Source organism: Rhizobium sp. SG570 (genome assembly GCF_012275345.1).
In the GTDB taxonomy this organism is placed as follows: domain Bacteria; phylum Pseudomonadota; class Alphaproteobacteria; order Rhizobiales; family Rhizobiaceae; genus Rhizobium; species Rhizobium lusitanum.
Map to the genome: position 1 here is coordinate 46,526 of NZ_JAAZQI010000002.1, position 17,367 is coordinate 63,892.

The 17,367-nt window shown below is 60.1% G+C and carries 16 protein-coding genes; 1 reads left to right on the top strand and 15 read right to left on the bottom strand.

The features are described 5' to 3' along the window. Positions 1–2 precede the first annotated feature (2 nt). The 3 genes from FHT28_RS03955 to FHT28_RS03965 are packed head-to-tail and all read right to left on the bottom strand — an operon-like array spanning position 3 to position 5,533. The gene (locus tag FHT28_RS03955) at positions 3–4,469 is read right to left on the bottom strand and encodes a phage tail protein (RefSeq protein WP_168595649.1); all 4,467 of its coding nucleotides are present in this window, start codon (positions 4,467–4,469) and stop codon (positions 3–5) included. 3 nt (positions 4,470–4,472) lie between these two features. Next, positions 4,473–4,901, bottom strand: coding sequence for a hypothetical protein (locus tag FHT28_RS03960; RefSeq protein WP_210255674.1), 429 nt, complete (start codon positions 4,899–4,901; stop codon positions 4,473–4,475). After that, positions 4,898–5,533, bottom strand: a complete 636-nt coding sequence (locus tag FHT28_RS03965) for a hypothetical protein (RefSeq protein ID WP_168595651.1) — start codon at positions 5,531–5,533, stop codon at positions 4,898–4,900. The genes FHT28_RS03960 and FHT28_RS03965 overlap by 4 nt, the downstream gene beginning before the upstream one ends. Positions 5,534–5,644: 111 nt before the next feature. Between FHT28_RS03965 and FHT28_RS03970 the strand changes: the two genes are divergently transcribed. Beyond that, the gene (locus FHT28_RS03970) at positions 5,645–5,935 is read left to right on the top strand and encodes a hypothetical protein (protein ID WP_168595652.1); all 291 of its coding nucleotides are present in this window, start codon (positions 5,645–5,647) and stop codon (positions 5,933–5,935) included. 23 nt (positions 5,936–5,958) lie between these two features. On the opposite strand, the gene FHT28_RS03975 is transcribed toward FHT28_RS03970, so the two are convergent. The 12 genes from FHT28_RS03975 to FHT28_RS04030 all read right to left on the bottom strand — a co-directional run bounded on the left by FHT28_RS03975 (position 5,959) and on the right by FHT28_RS04030 (position 17,291). Beyond that, positions 5,959–6,612 (bottom strand): hypothetical protein, encoded by a 654-nt coding sequence (locus tag FHT28_RS03975; RefSeq protein ID WP_168595653.1) that lies wholly within the window; start codon positions 6,610–6,612, stop codon positions 5,959–5,961. Next, complete coding sequence (locus FHT28_RS03980) at positions 6,609–11,096, bottom strand: hypothetical protein (protein ID WP_168595608.1); 4,488 nt, start codon at positions 11,094–11,096, stop codon at positions 6,609–6,611. The genes FHT28_RS03975 and FHT28_RS03980 overlap by 4 nt, the downstream gene beginning before the upstream one ends. A 39-nt stretch (positions 11,097–11,135) precedes the next feature. Beyond that, positions 11,136–11,483: a hypothetical protein gene (locus FHT28_RS03985; protein WP_168595654.1), complete on the bottom strand. Its 348-nt coding sequence runs from the start codon at positions 11,481–11,483 to the stop codon at positions 11,136–11,138. Between the two features lie 23 nt (positions 11,484–11,506). Beyond that, positions 11,507–11,938, bottom strand: a complete 432-nt coding sequence (locus FHT28_RS03990) for a hypothetical protein (protein WP_168595655.1) — start codon at positions 11,936–11,938, stop codon at positions 11,507–11,509. Between the two features lie 106 nt (positions 11,939–12,044). After that, on the bottom strand, positions 12,045–12,974 hold the full coding sequence (locus tag FHT28_RS03995) for a phage tail tube protein (RefSeq protein ID WP_168595656.1): 930 nt from the start codon (positions 12,972–12,974) through the stop codon (positions 12,045–12,047). Positions 12,975–13,026: 52 nt separating this feature from the next. After that, positions 13,027–13,446 (bottom strand): hypothetical protein, encoded by a 420-nt coding sequence (locus FHT28_RS04000; RefSeq protein WP_168595657.1) that lies wholly within the window; start codon positions 13,444–13,446, stop codon positions 13,027–13,029. After that, entirely contained in the window at positions 13,446–14,132 is a 687-nt protein-coding gene (locus FHT28_RS04005; RefSeq protein WP_168595658.1) for a hypothetical protein, read from the bottom strand. The genes FHT28_RS04000 and FHT28_RS04005 overlap by 1 nt, the downstream gene beginning before the upstream one ends. After that, positions 14,132–14,476 carry a hypothetical protein gene (locus tag FHT28_RS04010; protein WP_168595659.1) on the bottom strand — a complete coding sequence of 115 codons (345 nt, stop codon included), beginning with the start codon at positions 14,474–14,476 and terminating at the stop codon, positions 14,132–14,134. The genes FHT28_RS04005 and FHT28_RS04010 overlap by 1 nt, the downstream gene beginning before the upstream one ends. Then, positions 14,473–15,063: a hypothetical protein gene (locus FHT28_RS04015; protein WP_168595660.1), complete on the bottom strand. Its 591-nt coding sequence runs from the start codon at positions 15,061–15,063 to the stop codon at positions 14,473–14,475. Before FHT28_RS04015 ends, FHT28_RS04010 begins: the two co-directional genes overlap by 4 nt. 19 nt (positions 15,064–15,082) lie before the next feature. Beyond that, entirely contained in the window at positions 15,083–15,451 is a 369-nt protein-coding gene (locus FHT28_RS04020) for a hypothetical protein (protein WP_168595661.1), read from the bottom strand. 65 nt (positions 15,452–15,516) lie between these two features. Further along, complete coding sequence (locus tag FHT28_RS04025) at positions 15,517–15,921, bottom strand: hypothetical protein (RefSeq protein WP_168595662.1); 405 nt, start codon at positions 15,919–15,921, stop codon at positions 15,517–15,519. A 77-nt stretch (positions 15,922–15,998) separates the two neighbouring features. Next, on the bottom strand, positions 15,999–17,291 hold the full coding sequence (locus FHT28_RS04030; protein ID WP_168595663.1) for a phage major capsid protein: 1,293 nt from the start codon (positions 17,289–17,291) through the stop codon (positions 15,999–16,001). Positions 17,292–17,367: the final 76 nt, after the last annotated feature.

Below are 17,367 nucleotides of genomic sequence, written 5' to 3' on the forward strand. Positions count from 1 at the left end.
CTTTACCTCTTGTAGGCCGTGGCCGTGATGTTGCTTTCGTTCCAGCCGATCGTATTGCCGGGGTTGTTCACCTGAATGGTGTAGGTGTGGCTGCCAGCGCCCGGCGCGTCATAGAGACCCGAGAGTGCTATGTGGCCTGCCGTCCATGCGGTTTGTGTTGTCGATCCGCCGCTACCGCCCGTCGTTGATACGACCGTCTTGACGTTCGGCAGATAATAGACCTGCTGAAAGATCAGCGCGCCGTCGCGGAAGATGTTGACGCCTACAGCCTGAGCATTTGCGCTGTTGCCGTTCTGATTCATCTGCGCAATGGACATGGCGTCGATTGCCACACGGCCGTCGCCCTGAACGTCGACGGTGCAGCTCACCAGATTGAGGATAGAATTCGGCCCGACGCTCTGCGTGCCAGCTACCCGTCCGATGCCCATGGCGGTGCAGGCGCCACCGGCAATGTTTGACGTACCGACCTGCAGCGTGCCGATATTGGCATACTGGATATTGGCATTGACCAGGTAGGTGATGCCGCCGCTGACGGCGAAGGGCACCGCTCCGTTGTCGATGAAACCGAATTGGCTCGCCGTCACATAGAAGCCGGCTGGCGCGTTTGGATCGCTCGGAACCTGAATATACCAGCCGGCCGACTTATAGCCGGAGCCGCTGTCGTAGCGAGCCTGCGCACCGATGCGGGTATAGCCGGCAGGCCCATTGACCACTTCCATTTTGAACTTGGCATCGGCCGAGACTTCGCCGACCGAAGCGCTAACCTCCGTCAGCGCCGCAGCGGCGGCGGTGATCTGGTCGCCCTGCTGGTTGACCGTCGTCTGCAGGCTGGTCAGGGCTGCCGCGTCCGCTTTGCCGCCGACCGAGTTCTGCAGGCTCGTGATGGCATTGCCCTGCGAGGTGATCGCGTTCCCTTGCTGGCTGACCGTCTGCGATAGCGACTGCAGGGCCGTTGCATCGGCCTTGCCCGGCAAAGCCGCCTGCAGCGCCGTGACGGCCTGGCTGGTGACCGTGATTGCGTTTTCGTTCGCCGTCACGCGGCTGGTCAGCGAATTCAGCGCGGTTGATGTCGCCAGCCCCGGTAGGGTGGCCTGCACCTGCGTCACGGCCTGCGATAGAATGTCGAGGCTCGTTTGCGTCAGCGTGATCTGCGAGGTGAGGGTCTGCGAGACCAGGGACAGCGCCGCCTGTCCATTCATCTTGTCAAGGAAGTTGGCAAAATCCTGCTCGACGCCTTCCATGGACTGCGGAAGTAGGCTGTTGCGGATTGCTGTGACGGCCTGACCAACGCTGGTAATGCCAACGCCACCGCCCAAGGCTTCGACATCGTTCGCAAGCTGGTTGACGCTATCGATGCTGGCCTTGCCGTCGACCGTCTGAGACAGTGACGTGAGCGATTGTCCCTGCGCAGCAACGGTATTGCCGAGCGAGGTGACCGTGCCCTGCAAGGTGCCGAGAGCCGTCGAGTTGGCCTGAACGGTCCCGCTTGTCGTCGCCAGCTGCGCCTGCAGCTGCGTGATGGACTGAGCATTGGCACTATCACCCGAGGCACGCGCCTGCTGTTCAGAGGCCAGCTCGGCACGAGAGGCGCCCGGCGACGGCGCGCCAATGGCAACCCAGTCGAATTCGAAATAGTCCGTCGCCGTCTGAGTAGAGGACAGATCAATGCGGATCTGGTCGATCGTGCCCGACCACGTCATGTTGAAGGTGATCAGCGCAACGCCGTCGAGGTCGAAAGCCGGTGCTTCGTGGACGAGCTGGCGCGAGACGTCAAAACTGGCATCGCTTGCTGACTTCCACCAGACGATCCCCTCCCATGCCGGCGCGCCGGTTCGACGGATACGGGCGCGGACCTGACGGTAGGCGTTGGCGGAGATCGCGAGGCCAGTGGGTGATAGCACGTAAGGGTCGGCTGCCTGATTGGCAGGACGCAGGAAGCCGTTGGCGACGGTCGGATTGCCGTTGCCGGTCCAGCCGAGCACAGTCGAATCAAACGTCCAGAGCGAGCCAGCTGCCGGATCGAATTGATTATCCGTGCCGGCAGAGAGCAACGACATGCGATCGGCAAGCGCCTGGTCTCCATCGGCGCGCGCCTGGTCGACCTGCGTAATCTGCGAATGGATGCTGCCGGTATCCGCCTCAAGCGAAGTGACACGCAGAGCCAGCGCCGAATTGGCGGAGACCGCGACAGTGATTTGATCGGTGAAGCTGGCGACCACATCGCCGATGCGTGCATTCAGCGTCTGCCGCAGCTGTTCTTTCTGCGTGTACTGCTCATTCGCCAGATCTGCAGCATAGTCGCGGATCGCGGCAATTTCGCTGACCAGATTGCGATAGCGACCGGCCGCCTCCAGTGCGCCGGCAACTCGCTCGGATTGTTCCGCCGCGATAGCATTGGCTCGAGTCTGCGCCTCGTCGAGGATCGCTTGCGCGTTATCAAGGATCTGGTCGGGCAGATCATCATTGATCCACTGCTGCAGCGTCTGCAGCTGTGAGAGGATATCAGCCGCAAGGTCGACGAAGGACAGGCGCGTGTCCGGCGTTGTAACGTCGATCCAGTCAGAAAACAGCGTAGTGCGGGTCGTGTAGGGAATAAGACGGCCGCGCACCTGGTAATCCGTCGCCGGAAGGCACCAGTTGCCCGACATGATCCAGCTGAACGGATCTGCATAGGGCGTGGCATCGCTATCAAAGACGATGTCGCCGGAAGACTTCAACCGAACCGTCACCTGAACCTGCAGCACGTCGTCGAGATCCGGCGCGCAGCTGACCTTGATCGCCGGCCGGCGCGGAATGCCGTTGGCATCGACAATCGTCGCCGGATCGACCGTCCAGCCCCACATGGGCTGCGGTGGCGCCGAGATCGCGCCAGTCCATCCGATCGTCGTCGGCAGCTGGAAATTGACGTTCCAATCATAATCGGAGGGGTCGATTTCCTTCAGCGTGACGAGCTGATTGGCATCCATCTCGCCATCAATGTTGACGATGAGGAATTTCTTATTGTCGTAGCCGTTGCGCTGCGACGACCAGGACACGACATCGTTCGGCTCAAGGTTCCACGCCTCCGGTGGCAGGTAGAACTGATGCGTGCGAAAGCGCCGTTCTTCCTGAATGAAGGCGCGCTGCAGGCGCTGAACCTGTGTCGAAAACGGCGTCGAGGGGAACTTCAGGCCGATCGGCAGACGACGATTGCCGTCAGCAGCTTCGAAGTCGGCATTGTAGAGACCCGGCGCATCCTTCATCACCCATTTTTCTTCCGGCTCCGGATAGGTCGCCTCAATGGCGTTATAGGTGGCGCTCAGCGTCGGAAACGGGTCGTAGCTCTGGCCCTTGGTGACAAGCACATCGCCATCCGAAAAGCTGTAAACCGCCGCAGGCAGGCCGCCGACAAGGATCTTGAAGATGCCGCCGACTTCGGCGATGCGGCCGGCGCAACCATCGCGGATGTCGTCGATGACATCGAGCGGTTCCACGTCGGCAATGGCGATTTCGTATCCACCGCGGAACTGCTTTTCCGTTCCACCTTCAGCCAGATCAATCGCACGGTCGCATTCGTTGGCGGCAGCGATCCAGTTCGATGCCGGCAGGCGGTGGGCAGCAAGGTTCTGGCCGCCGCACATCCATTGGTCGCCGTAATAGATGCCACGCATGATATTGTAGATCATCACGGCATTGTTGTCGGACGGCTCATAGGTCGACGCATCGCCCCAGCGATGCGAGCCAAAGCCGCCATTCGCCGAATCCTTGCGGATATCGTAGAGCGGCATGGGATGCGTCTCATAGACACCCTGCGGAATGCCCGAGAAATAATCGGTGTTATAGAGCGCCGTCAGGATAACCATCTGGCAGCCACGGCCGATCATGGTCGGCAAGTACGGCCGATCCGGGTCCGCACCGAATTTCGTCAGCAGATAGGGATCAGCCGCCGTCTGCGATCCGTCGAGATATTTGATCCAAAGGTGATCGTCGCCATCCGTGCCCCGATACTCGACGACGGGATAGCCGCGACCGTCCGGATGCGGCTGATCCCAGCGCACGCCGCATTTCTTGTCGTCGATCCAGACGCTGGTCAGCCCGAGCGGCCCGGCATTGCTCGGCATATTGCTCAGCTCGATCACATCGACGAGGAAGGAATTCGGTGTCTGGCGTGGCTCGCCCCAAGTGCCAGAATACTTGCGTCGGCCCGCCGTGGCATAAGTGCCGATCAAAACCGTGGCTGACACATCGTCGCCCATCTGGATCTGGACGTTGACGCCGACCGCATCCTGCTTTGGCTTTTTCGCCAAAGCCTTCTGCAGCAGCGACGTAGCAAAGGTCAGTACCGCGCCGAGGACGAACTTGACGAGGAACGCACTGATGCCGCCCTTGGCGATCGCTGTCGCGATCAGGGTTGTGAGGGGATCGGCATGCGCCGGGTCCGCCATCAGCCAGAAGCCGATGACGTTAAGCGCCAGAATGAAGAGTTTCATGGATTATCCGACCTTGAAGGCTCGTGCGGCTGTCAGCAGGTCGACCGTGCCGAAGCCGGTCTCGGAAAGAACGAAGATGCGGTCGCCGCTGATGACGCCGAGCGCATGCCGGAAGCGGGTGGAAACGGCGATAGCCGCAATGTCGCCCGTCGAGGCGCGCGACGGGTGCTCATATTCCGGCAGGAAGCTGCCGGCGAGGTCTGCCAGATCCGCAAAGCCGAGCTGTTTCATCAGCTGGTAGCCGCTATCCGCATCGGCGTACTTATCGCCCTGCTCGGCAAAGAGATCGACGCCGGTGATCGCAGCGATCAGAGGTGCTGCAAGGCCAGAGACACAATCGCACTGCCGCCAATCGAACGGCCGATACTTGACGATATCGATGGCGGCCGTCATGCGGGCACGCCAGTCAGGGAGACGCTTCAATTCGATCATGAGTTTTTCGTCTTTTTCTGGCCCCATGGAATATCCCATGTGGCAACCGTGCTGGCGTATTTGCCCATCTCGTCACCGCTGCGCCGCTTCTGCCCCTCATAGGAGGACTTCAGCGGGTTTTTGCGCTCAAGCATCGAGATCGCGTCGGACACCGCCCTGATCTGGATGCTGCCTTCTTCACCGACTTGCGGCGTGTCGATCGGCGATCCATCGATCTCACCCAGGAAATCCAGTTCTGGCGCAGAGACCGGTCGCCGGCTCTTTCGATCGAGAATGGCGCGATGGATCTCGACCTTGCCGAGCCGGATATCGTAACCGCGTGCCAGCTGCTGCGTGACGCCGGCGATTTGACTGAGCGAGATTGTCACCGTCTGAATGGTCAGATCCGAGACGCGCGGAATGGGATCGATATCCTCGATCAGGCCGAAGCCGTAATAGTTGCGGGTCACCATCTGCCCGGTAATGCCTGACATGACTGCAATGGAAATATCCTCGTCGCCGGTCCAGACGCCGAGTTCGACCGGTGTGCCGTCGAATTTCTTGACCGAGAAATAGACCAGGCTGCGGATCGACAGGCCGTTGTCGCGCGCGCCCTGCAGGGCGCCGAGAAAGTTCGGGTCCGGATTCTTCATGATGACGGTCTCCATGTCGACGGAAGTAGCGTTAGTTGCGCTCGACTCTTGATTGCAATCGTGATCAATTGCCGGCGCCTACGAAGAGAGGGGACTATGGACGATCAACATATGCGGCAGATCGCCGAGCAGATGAATGCAGTGGCAACCGCGTCAACCGACATGACGGGGCGATTGATATTTCGGCTGATTAATCTGAAGAAGATTTCACCAGGCGAAGGAGCACTGATCCTTGGCGACTTGGTCGGACATCATGAGGATCTGGCGAAGCGGAATGCAAAGGCTCAACCAGGCGCAGAGCTGGTCTATCGGCGCATTGCGGAGATGCTGAAGAACTACAAGGAAACACTTGAAAAAGAGACGGGCGCAAAGGTCGAGACTGTGACAGAGCCACGTCGCTGAAATAGTCGTTAGGGGTCATCACTTTACTTCTTCTGGATCACTTTGAAGCCGGCGCCATCGGTGTGCATCTTCGTGGCCGTGCCGGGATTATGGCTGCCGGGCATGATGATGCACTTGCAGGCGGGCTTGACGAGGGTGACGGTCATATTGGCCGAGATGGCGGGCGAGACGTGGGGGAAGACGCCGAAAACCGGCGTTACCCCTGTGCCATCCGCAGTCACGGTTTCCGACACTTCAAGGAAGGCATATCGCGTCGGGTTCGCACCATAGGCAATCTGCAACTTGTCGCCGGCTGTCAGCTGATAGCCAGCCGTCAGGCCTTTCAGGCTCAGGCCGTCGAGATCGGCCGCCACCGAATTGACGGTGACGACCCGCGTTCCGATGATGCTGCCATCCGGGTCGAACTGCGGATATTTCGACAGCGGATCGCAAAGGAACAGGGCTTCCTGCGCGCCGTGAAGCTTGCGGATCTTGGCGGCAATCTGCTTTGCCACGCTATTTTCCATGGTGATCAGGCTGACCGTACCGATCCAGAGCGGAGCAGCAAGCTCCGCCTGCCAGACGCGGCCGTCGCCCGTTCCCGAGAGTTCGTCATTGCGCTGGATATCCCAAACGACACTGGTAATGCGCAGCTGGTCGGCAAAGTCGGCGAGAGAATACGGATAGGTGACGGTCATCCGCGCTTCCTCGGTTCCTTGTTGATCTGCTGGACCCGGCCGGGCAGATGCTTGCTGTTGAAATCGGACACAGCCTTTGCGCTGGAATTGTCGGCCTCGCGTTTCGCCACGCTTTTCACGTAGGCCTTGAGATTGCCTTCCTCGTCGACTGAGACGCCGATGTTGGCGTCCAGACCCATGGAAGCCGCGCGCTCCATGCGCAGCTGATGACGTTCGGTGGCATCGCCGATCGTCGAGCGGCGTGGCGGCCTGCCAGCAACGCCCCCGTCCGCATAACCATAGCGTGGCATGCCGCGATACTCAGGACGGCCGACGCGCATACGCTCGACGTTGTCGACGCCGCCCCATCTCGCAATATCGTCCTGGCTCCAGACAACTTCGCCACGATGGACCGTTCCGGCGGGTTCGTATTTTCCGCCCGGGCCGGTGTACCCCCCGCTATCGAAGCCGGCGTAAGCGGCGAAGGGATCGAAACCCGATGTCGGCTTGACCGCATTCGAGCCGATGTTGAAACCGCCTCCGCCGAAGCCGAACAGATTGGAGAAGAAACCGCCGATCCCGCCGCCACCGCCAGACGCCCCTGTGACGCTGGAAGAGAGTTGTTGACCGAACTGATTGAGGCCGCCGCCAAAGTTCGTCAGGCCATCAGCCGCCGTGCCCGTCGCCGAGTTCAGGTTTCCGACTGTACCGGTCGCTGACGTGACCGTCGTATCGAGCTTGCCAAGCGAGGCATTGAACTTGTTGACGTAAGACGATCCCGTCGTGCCGAGGATGTCGCTCGCGCCAGCACCTTGCGCCAAGGGCCTACCGGTGAACCAAGTGCTGGCAGCGTCCTGCGGGTTGCCATACTTGGAAAGCGATGCTCCGAAATACTTGCTGAAGACAGCATCCTGAGCGCTCTGGCTGGACAGGAACTGCGATGGCGACAGCGATTGCCCAAGCGCGCCCTTCGTCCATGACGGGATATTGGCGCCCATGACCTGATAGGCACCATAGGCACGGTCACCGCTGGCCGTGATCGGTCCTAATGCAGAGTAGTTGCCGCCGCTCTCGATCGAGCGAATGGCGGCACCATAGGCTTGCATATTGCCGGAAAGGTTCTGATTGGCGGCGGCTGGCATGCCGATGACGGCGCCGAGCGTGGTATTGGCTACGAAATTGTCATTGGCCGCCGACTTCGTCGCGCCGATACCAAGCAAACCGAGCAGGCCGCCTCCACCGGGCTTACCGGTGCCAATGATCGAGTTCGTCAGGTCGTTGATCAGCGAATCCGTGATCTTCGTCGCGACATTGCTCAGCGCCTTCAGGATAGCGTTGCCAAGCGACTTGCCGAGGCTGTCGCCCTGCAGCAACCCGTCGCGGAAATCGGTGAAAAAGCCCTTCACGCCGTCCCGCAGCTGCTGGATATTCATGTTGTCGCGAATGGCGTTGGCTTCCGCCGAGTTCATGTCGACAGGCAGACCGGACGAACGCAGGCGGGATGCGATCTGCTGGTCATTGTCAGACCTGAAAATCTGATCACGCTCAAAGGCAAGATCGTTGCGCAGGCTGGCCTTGGCGTAGAGATCCGCCAGCCGGCCCAATTCCTGCGCCTTCTGCTTGATCAGCTCGATTTCCTTCTCGTCGACCTGCGTGCCGTTTTTCGCGGCCTCCATCCGGATCTGGGAAATCAGCTCGTAAGCCGTCCGAAGCGCGGTCGCTTCGCCCGTGGTCTTGCCGATAAGGGCAATTTCCTGTTGCTGCGCCGTGACCGACTGATTAAGCGACAAGAGGCGGTCGCGCTGCGCATCGGCCAGTTGGCGCGCTTCCTGCGCGCGAGCAAGGCTTTCGGCCTGATTGGCCTTCTGCAGCTTCTGTTCGTCCGAATCGTTGTCGCCGGCCTGCGCTTCCGCCGTCTGGCGGGCGGCTGCAATACGCTGATCAGGCGTACGGGCGTTGATCGTGGCGATCTGCGCGTCATAAGAGCCGCGCTGTCTTTTCATATCGCGTTCGCGCTGCGCTGTGTCCAGATCCGCGATCTGCTTGGCCTGCGGTGACAAAAAGTCGATTGGCAGGCCTGCGGCGCGCAACTGCTCGGCGATCGTCCGCTGCTGCGGCGAACGGTCCAATTGATCCTGCTGGAATTTGACGTTATCGGAGAGCTGCGCACGGGCGCGGGCTTCGGCGAGCTTGCCATATTCCTCAGCCGTCTTGCGAATATCCTCGATTTCAGACGCAAAGGCCTGTCGGATATTAGCCTCGCCCTCGATCCCCTTCTGCGCCGCATATTCGCGTAGCGCTGCCATGCGCTGATATTCCTCGCGAGCCGCTGCCACCTGCCCAGCTGACTTGCCGATCAGATCGATGTCGAGCTGCTGTGATGCCAGAAGCTCACTCAGACTACGCTTGCGCTGCTGCAGCGCATTGGCGGCGTCCTGGTCGAGTTGCGCCTGTGCGAGAGCTTCAGCCTGAGAGACACGCTGCTGATACACCGGCCCGGTTTCGCCCGGAGCGCTTTGCGCTTCCGCACTCTGTCTCGCGGCGGCAATGCGCTGGGCGTCCGACTTAGCGCGGATCGAGGCGACACGCGCATCGAACTGCATCTGACCATAAGTCAGGCTTGAGGATTCGGATGAAAGATAGTCGTTGTAGGCGTTTTGGCCTGGCCCATTGATGATGAAACCGCGCTGATTGCCGCTCTGCAGCGCAAGCTGCACTTTGCGCATGCGCTCCAGCTCGTCATTGGCTTTTTTCAGATTGTCACTTAGGGCGATCACATCGTTCGCCGCCTTTGCAAGACCGGGATTTACCTGAACCTTGCGGGCGATAGAATCATAGAAGGCGTCAAAATCAGCCTTGCCATCCTTGACGCCCTCGCGCAGCGTTGTAAGCGGCTCCTGGAAATCAGGGGTTCTAGCCTGGTATCCCCGAACACGGTCGCCGAAACGGCCGCCCATCTGGACAGCACCAACCTTGGAGTTTCCGAAATATTCCTTCGCTTCAGTTTGCGCTGCGATGGTAAGAGCAGAGCTGCTCTTTGAGGCCAGCGCCGAGAGGAAATTTCTATTCTCCGTTCCCGCCTTAGCCGCTTGCTCGGCAACATCACCGAAAGCTGCAGCAATCCGCTTGAGCACGTCTTCTTGATCTTTCATAGCATCGCTGAGGCTCTTCGTCTCGCCACGGATTTTCATCAGAGCCTGAATGCCCATAGCACCAAGCCCAACGAACGCGATAGATGCGAGGTTGGTCACACTGAGCAATGATGCGAGGCCAGCCCCCAAGGTGCGCAGAGCACCGGCGCCGCCTGCGCCGCCTTCGGAAAGAGCCATGGCTAGCTGCGGACCTTGCTGGAACGCGATCGTCCCGGCACTGCTGCCGCCGATGGCCTGCGTGATGGTGTCCTGCGCCTGATAGGCGACGTTGACGGCCTGATAGTGATTGACCGGTTTCGGGCTGCCAGGCTGGTTTTGGTTTGCGGCCATGCGCACCCGCGCAAGTTCCTGCGCTTTCGCCAACTGCTCGGCGCTGATCAGACCCTTTGCGGCCAGCGTATTATAAAGGTCAAGCTCATCATTCAGCCTTTGTTGCGCCGCCCAAACGGGATCGAGTTCGCCTCGCAAGTCGTTTGCAGCCTTGGCGTAGCGTTCCGCCTCCTGCTCAGCGAGCCGCATGGCGGCCGCATTGGCGCGCGCCTGCTCGTCAGCCAAATCCAGCTGCTCGCTGAAAACAGAAGCCGACTGACGCGCCGAACCGTTAAACTCATGCGGATCGCGGACGCTCAGAACCTGATTGTACTTGCCTTGCGTCCGATCGGCGGCTTCCGCCTGGCGGGCAGCTCTGGCGAGCGCGGCGTATTCCTCGCTCTGGCGGCGGATTGCAGCAGAGCCGGCGTCGAACTTGTTAATCAGCTGATCGAGCGCCGATTCATAGCCGCCGGTGACCTGCACGCCAAGGCGCTCAGCCTCTGCCAAATCGCTGAGTTCGGCAGTCAGACGAGCCGCCGACGCTGAGGCCGGGTCAAACTTGGCAGTCAGTTCCGCGATACGCGAGGCTGCGGCGGCCGCCTGCTGCTGCTCACGCAGGCTCGCATTGACGGTATCGATGGCAGTTGCGAGACCGGTGAAACCTCTTGCGGCCAAGTCGGCGCTATTTGCAGTCAGCCCGAAGCGCTGCGAGACACCGGCGTAAACGCGCTGCAGCTGCTCGGCGGAAACCGTGCCCGTATCGGAAGCCTTGGCAAGCCGCAGCAGTTCAGAATTGAACTTCTGCGCCGCGCCGTAACCATCGACATACTGACGGCTTAAACGCTCCAGAGCGCTGACCGTCGACGAGACCTTGATATTGACGGCATCATTGGAGGTCGAGACGCGAACTGCCGCCGCAGCCGCTTCATTGCTTGATTCGACCATGCTTTTATCGGCAGCAACCTTTTGCTGCGCACCGCGCACGTACGCGGCAGCATCGAAATCGGCAGAGATGCGGAGACTGCGAAGCTCTACGGCCATGGGATGATCCACGTTTCAGGGAAGGCGCTGCGGAAGCGCTCAGCGGTGTTGCGACCGCTGTTTCTGACGTTCCGCAGCAATGGAGAGATATTCGGCGTCGATCGCCGACATGAAGGTCACGAAGATTTCGTGATTGTCGCCCGCGATATCGTGATCGCGAGCATATCGACTGAGTGCCTGGTAGGAGATGGGGCTTTCGCCACCAAAGGCACCGAAAAAGCGATCATGACGAAGGCTGTCCCATGCTCGGAAATAGAGGTCGAACCACGGTTCAAGCTCGACCTCTTCGTCAGGTTCGTCGAGGGCGGTTTCTATCCATTCCTCGTCTGGATATTCAGCCGCGATCTCGGCAACCCATGCGTCGGTCGCGGCCGTTCCCTGCCGCAATTCGCGAGCACGAAAAGCCTTGATCAGTTTCCCAATGCGGCTTCAACAAACTCGATGTCGATATCGGCGACACGCGCGGCGGCGCTTTCAACATCGGCAAGCACGGCGCGATAGCCGGCATCCGTCAGCACGGTCAGGCCAAGCTCTGGCGTGTAGGGCACGTCAAGACCTTTCCAATCGTGCAGGATATGGATGTGATAGAGCTTGCCAAGCTCGACCCGCAACACCTCCTGCGGGATCGGCTTTCTGCGATAGACCTTATTGAGGCGCTGATACATGAGATCGCGCGCATTAACGAAAGCAGTCTTGTTCAGCGACGAGACGTTGTAGGAAACGCCGGGAATGCTGTCGGATTCGATCCAATCGCCCTTTTCCTCGCGCACCTGGTCTCTCTTGAGCGAGGCGAGCGAAACGACCTTGGTGGAGCTGTCGAGTTCTGCGGTCTTGGTTGCCATGATGGAAATCCTTTGTCGGAAGGGGTGGCCCGGCACCCGACAATGCTGGGCCGTTCAGTGCACTGAAGATTGACCGCGTCGGGTGCGGATCTCTTTGTTTTGCGCCTTATGCGACCGCTCTGGTCAACGACATCGTGCCCGAGATTGCTGGGTCGATCTTGGCGGAAATATTCATCTGCATGACGACGGCGCGATTGTTGCCGCCGACCTGCGGGCCGCCGCTGGCCTTGATCTTGCCGAGCGAGAACACATAATTCGAGTTTGCCGCAGCGCCGATCTTGAGGGACAACGACAGATCCGCGTGCTGCAGAACCTTTTGATACAGCTCAATGCTGTCAAAAAGCGCCGTCAGACTTCCGGTCACCGTGAAGGTTCCGAGGCCATGGCTATCCGGCTCGTATTTGCCGAGAACATCGTTGGCATAGATATTGTTCGTGATGTTCAGATTGGCCTGCTGGATCTTCGGCGGGACCGTGACGCCACCGACGACCAGCGAGCCGATGTTAAGACCGGTATTCAGAACGGGCGCCGTCGAGGCGGCGGCATAGGTTGCGTCGGTGATGATATCATCGTCAGGATCGGGAGCACCCAAACCCATGACGCCCCAATTGGCCTGCGCAAAGGTGCGGCTATTAAGCTGCAGATCGAGAGTGTTCATCCGGCAGCCATAATAACGCGCGTAGCCCGACGACCCGCCGAAATCGAAGGTCTTTTCGAATGCCATGCTCTTCACCAGGCGGCCGTTCTTCAGAACGTTGCCGGCCCACTCGGCGCAGAAAAGAGCCGAAAACAGGTCGTCATAGGCAGCGTATCGCAGTAGGGTGTTGACGCCGCCGGTGACGGAGCGACCAAGATCGACAATGTCAGTGACATCGCGGGTGCCGTTGATTTCCTCCGGCGTATCGGTCTGCTTTTGAACGTCGAGCGTTTCGCTGACGTAGTTCAGCGCCTTCCAAGCCGGGGTATCAGGGATCACGCCCGGCTGATCTTCCATGACATAGGCAAGGCGGGTCAGCGAGCTATCAGCTGTTGACATAGCTTTTCTCCAGTTTTGGCCCGCTAAGGGCTATGATGATTGGGGGAGGCAGTTACGGATTGAGTTGCGAAGTTCGGTTGCGCCGGTCACCCGAGATCGCCACCGTCATCGCGAAGTAATTGCCGAAGGTGCGGCCCGGCTCGCCAGCGCCGATCGAAAACGAGCGAAACCACATGGCGCCAAGCGGCTGCTCGCGGAACAACAATTCGAGACGGCCGCCAATCTGGCGCGCTCGCTGACTGCCGGCTCCGTTCGGCGTCATGACGTGAAGATAGATGCCGAAACCCTCAAGCCATTCATTGTTACCGGGATCGCCAAAGGTATCCTGCGAGCTGCCGTCGCTGACGAACTCGGCATAGACGAATTCTGTCGGGATGCCGGGCAACTCGTACTCCTCATTTTCGAAAACGAGATCCGTTTCAGCCCATGAGGCCGTCAGATAGGTATGAAACTCGTCGAAGGCAGAAGGCATCAAAACACCATGTTCATGACGACGGCGGGATAGGTCAGGGGTTGGCCGGCCTCGCGATCCTTGCGGCGGCCATAGGCTTTCGCGCCTTTGCCGAGGCGCTGATGACCCTTCAGAATATAGGGAATGGCCGGGTGGACGCCGCCCGAGATCGAAAGCCACTTGGTTTCGAAACTGAAGGCGGCCTGCGTGTTGCGGCCTTCGTTTCCGAAGCGTCGAGCCAGGGCGCGCTTGGTGCCGTCAAAGACCTGGTAGCGCTTGCCCTTCTGATTTCCCAAACCGCCCTCTATCTTCCGGATGTAGGGCTGGAAATTGGTAATGATCACTTCGGAGCGCGCCGGAATGGCGTCGTAATCGTCGACTATGCGCTGCTGCGCGATGACGATAAACGAACTGCGAAAGCGGCCAGACTTGGCCGGCGACCGTGTGCGCAGCTCGTCGAGCGCAAAGGTGATGACCGGTTCCCAAAGCGCGAACTCATAGACAATCGGACCAGGTGCCTGCACTTCGCTTTCCGAGTGCGCCGGCCGGCCATTCACATAGAGATCATAGACCGGGCTGGCACCCGCCGAGAGCGCATCTGCCAGCTGCTGGCGCGCGAAGGCGGCAAGCGCCGCGCTGATGTCTTTCGCCTCGAGTCCTGCCGTTGCAAGGCGGATCTCGCGATCGAAGGCGTCGAAGCCAGCCATCAGCCGATAACCACGAGATTGATGCGGACCAGTGTCGTCTGCATGCTGATCGGCTTTACCAGCTCGACATTACGTTCGCGGCCGTCGATCAGGAGCTTGTCGCCCTTCTTGAGCGGCAGGAGGTCGGCAAGCATGGTCGGGCTGAGTACGATATTCAGGCCAGTCTGATCAATCGTGCCGACGAGCTGATCGGCACTCACGGCACGCACAAAGGCGGGAACGTCGGCGGCCTCTGTTTTCGGGCGAGGATTCCCGCCTGCCGCCGTGTAGCGATAGACGTTGACGCGCGCACCTTTAGCTGCCAGGGCGGAATCGAGCGAGGCTATTGCTTCGGCCGGCGTCATGCGTAGTGCCTAAGACCCGATAGCAGCTGATCCGCTGCATCTCGGATGATCTTCGCTGCAACGTCTGAAACGATATACTGACGGCGACCGACGCCTTCGACCTCGTCAACCTGCAGGAACAGATCATCTTTACCGATCGCCTGCACATACTGGCAGACCAGCTTGACGGCCTTGCGGATCTGCGCTGGGATCGGGCCAGTGCCACCATCAGCAACCGGGCTGCTGTCGTAACCGGCGCGATAACGAATGCGCACCGGTTCCGGATAGGAGCCGAGTGATGGCATGTGCCAAGCCGGCTTGAACCAGAGATAATCGCCGGTCTTGCCGTAATTGATAGAATCAACGGTCTGCTCGATTCCTTTTGTGTCTGTATAGACGACACTGAGGATATCAATGATGGGCGCGCACGGCAGGAGGAGATTGCGGCCGCGCCAGTCGTCCAAAACCCATTCAAGGGTTTGAGCGCCAATCGCGCGACCGAGCCAGCCGTCAGGCCCGTCGATTTCGCCGACGACGGCATCAATCGTTTCCTGATCCACACCTGTCAGTTCGGCTGGAGTCAGGAACGGTTGCGGCGGCTCGATCACGCGAATGGTCATGGTTAGCTCACTTCGTCAGCTTTTTCAGGGCAGCCTGCGCTGCCTTGGCGGTTGCCTTCGCCTCGTCGAGTGCTGTCTTGGCGGCGGCCTTTGCGTCGTCAGCAGCCGCGTCGAAAGCAGCTTGAGCATCCGTCACGGCCTGGTCGGCTTCTTGCGAAGCCTTCAACGCCAAGTCGGATTCCGATTCTTGGCGACCTTTTTCGTCGTCTGCGGCTTCGCGGGCCAGATAATAAGCCTCCTCCGGAAGGCACCCGGCTCTGATCAGGCGCTTTGCCTGCTCTACCGTGGGAACCGGATCGAAGGTCTCGCCCCGCTGGAAACGACGGCCGTTTCGCTTGTCGACGCACTCGGCAAGCACAATCAGATCTTTGCTCATCTGAGTATCCTCAGTTCACCGCCCAAAGGCGGACTAATTTCGGGAGGGGAGAGCGATCGAGCCGATCACTCGTAGCGGGACGCCGACAGGATCGCGATGGCGGCAATGAAGGCGTTGCCCGTATTGCCTGCCGGCGTGATAGTCATGCGCAGGTAGCGCTTGGGGCCGACATAGCCGATTTTCCGCGTCTGATCGTCGGCGCTGAAATTGAACCCTGCGGCGGCTTCGGTGCCTGTCAACTGGCTATCGGGAACAGCGGAAGCATCAGCCAGCGCCGGATCATTGCCGTGATCGACCTGAACCGTAAAGGTGGCGTCGGTGTCGGCGAGCTGACCGGTTAGGATGGCGAACATGAACTTGTCATATCCGGAGCGATCGACGATCGCGGAAACCAGCGGGGTGTTATCGACGATTGCTGCGGCCGGGCTGATGGCGCGCTTGACCGTGAGATGCGTAGCGAGATCGCGCATGGCGGAATCCTTTTTGGTGTAGGTGGAAATGAAGGATAAGCCTGCCGCACCAAGCGACAGGCTAAGCTGGCGAGCGATCAGCCCGGAACGTCGAGGGCAACGAAGGGCGATACCTCGTAGCCGTTCTCTTCCTTGAACGGCGCATTCATCCAAGGCGCACCATCGACGTTCCAGAAGATCTTGATCACCGTCTTGTTCTGCGTGAACTTGACGTGCTCGGAAGCGGCGACGTAAGGGCCGGAACCATCCTTGATGAGATAGTTCGACCAGTCAGCGAGAAGAATATCGCCCTTCAGGCCAAGACCAGGCGCGCGATTATTCCACCGAAGCGGATAACCGAGCAGGGTGCCGGCGAAACCGCCGACCGCATTTGCCTGCCAGATGTAACGGCCCTGCGGATCTTTCAGGGTCGCGAACTGTGGCAGGGCCGACTGCGGCGCCGACCATACCGGCGAGCCACCGCGCATCAGCAGAACCGCCGCCATGGCAACCAGATCCTCGTAGGCGACCTGATTTGCAACGGCGCGGTGGATGAACTTCGTGACCGGCGCATTGAGGATGCCGAGTGGCTTGGCAACGCCGTCGCCGCGATAGAATGCGAAGTCTTCGGCTGCAGCCACGCCGCCGCGCATGAGGTTCGTCAGGAACGTGCTCGATGCCGCCCAGTTGCGCAGCAGCTTGTCGGTAACCGTGACGAAACCCGCGATTTCCTTCGGCACCAGGCTGACGGAGCCAAGGCTTGCATCGGTTTCCGGCTTGTCGCCGCCTTCCTCGATCCAGTCGAAGGTCATGCCGCCGAAGACATTACCAGGTGCGGCCCCCGACTGATCGAGTGTCGGCATGGTGATGCCAGCATCCGGAGGAGAACCGGCCGGGATCACATTTGCACGCGGACGAACCAGCGCATCCTGCGGCTCAACACTCATGATGGTCTGGCTGAACTGCTGCGGCACCATGAAGCCGCCCTGAGCGTCGTTGTCCATCCGCTGTTCTGCGCGACGATCATCGCCCTCGCCGGCCGCGCCGACACCTTCGACGAAGTTCAGACGCTGGTCGTTCGGATTGAAGCGAACCGCATTCAGAAACTGACCCATGTTCTCGAATTCACGGCTTGCTTCCGGGCCGCCGGCGCGCTCGATGCCACTGCGGCGGGAATGAGCGTCAACACGCTGGTTGAGCGCGTTTTCGACAGTCTCGACGCCATCGATCCGGCCGATACGCCTTTCGAGCGCAGCACTTTCGGCCTGCATATCGTCAAAGCTCTGCTGCTCTTCCGCCGTCAGGTCGCGATCTTCGGCCTCTGCAGTTTCAATGATGCCGCGCATCTGAGCTACAAGCTTTGCGCGCTTCTCACGAAGTTGTTTCAGCATGGGAACCTCTCTATTGCTGATTACCGGGTCATGACTAGAGATCGCCCAGGCCCGGCGTTGCCCCTGGAGCGCGATG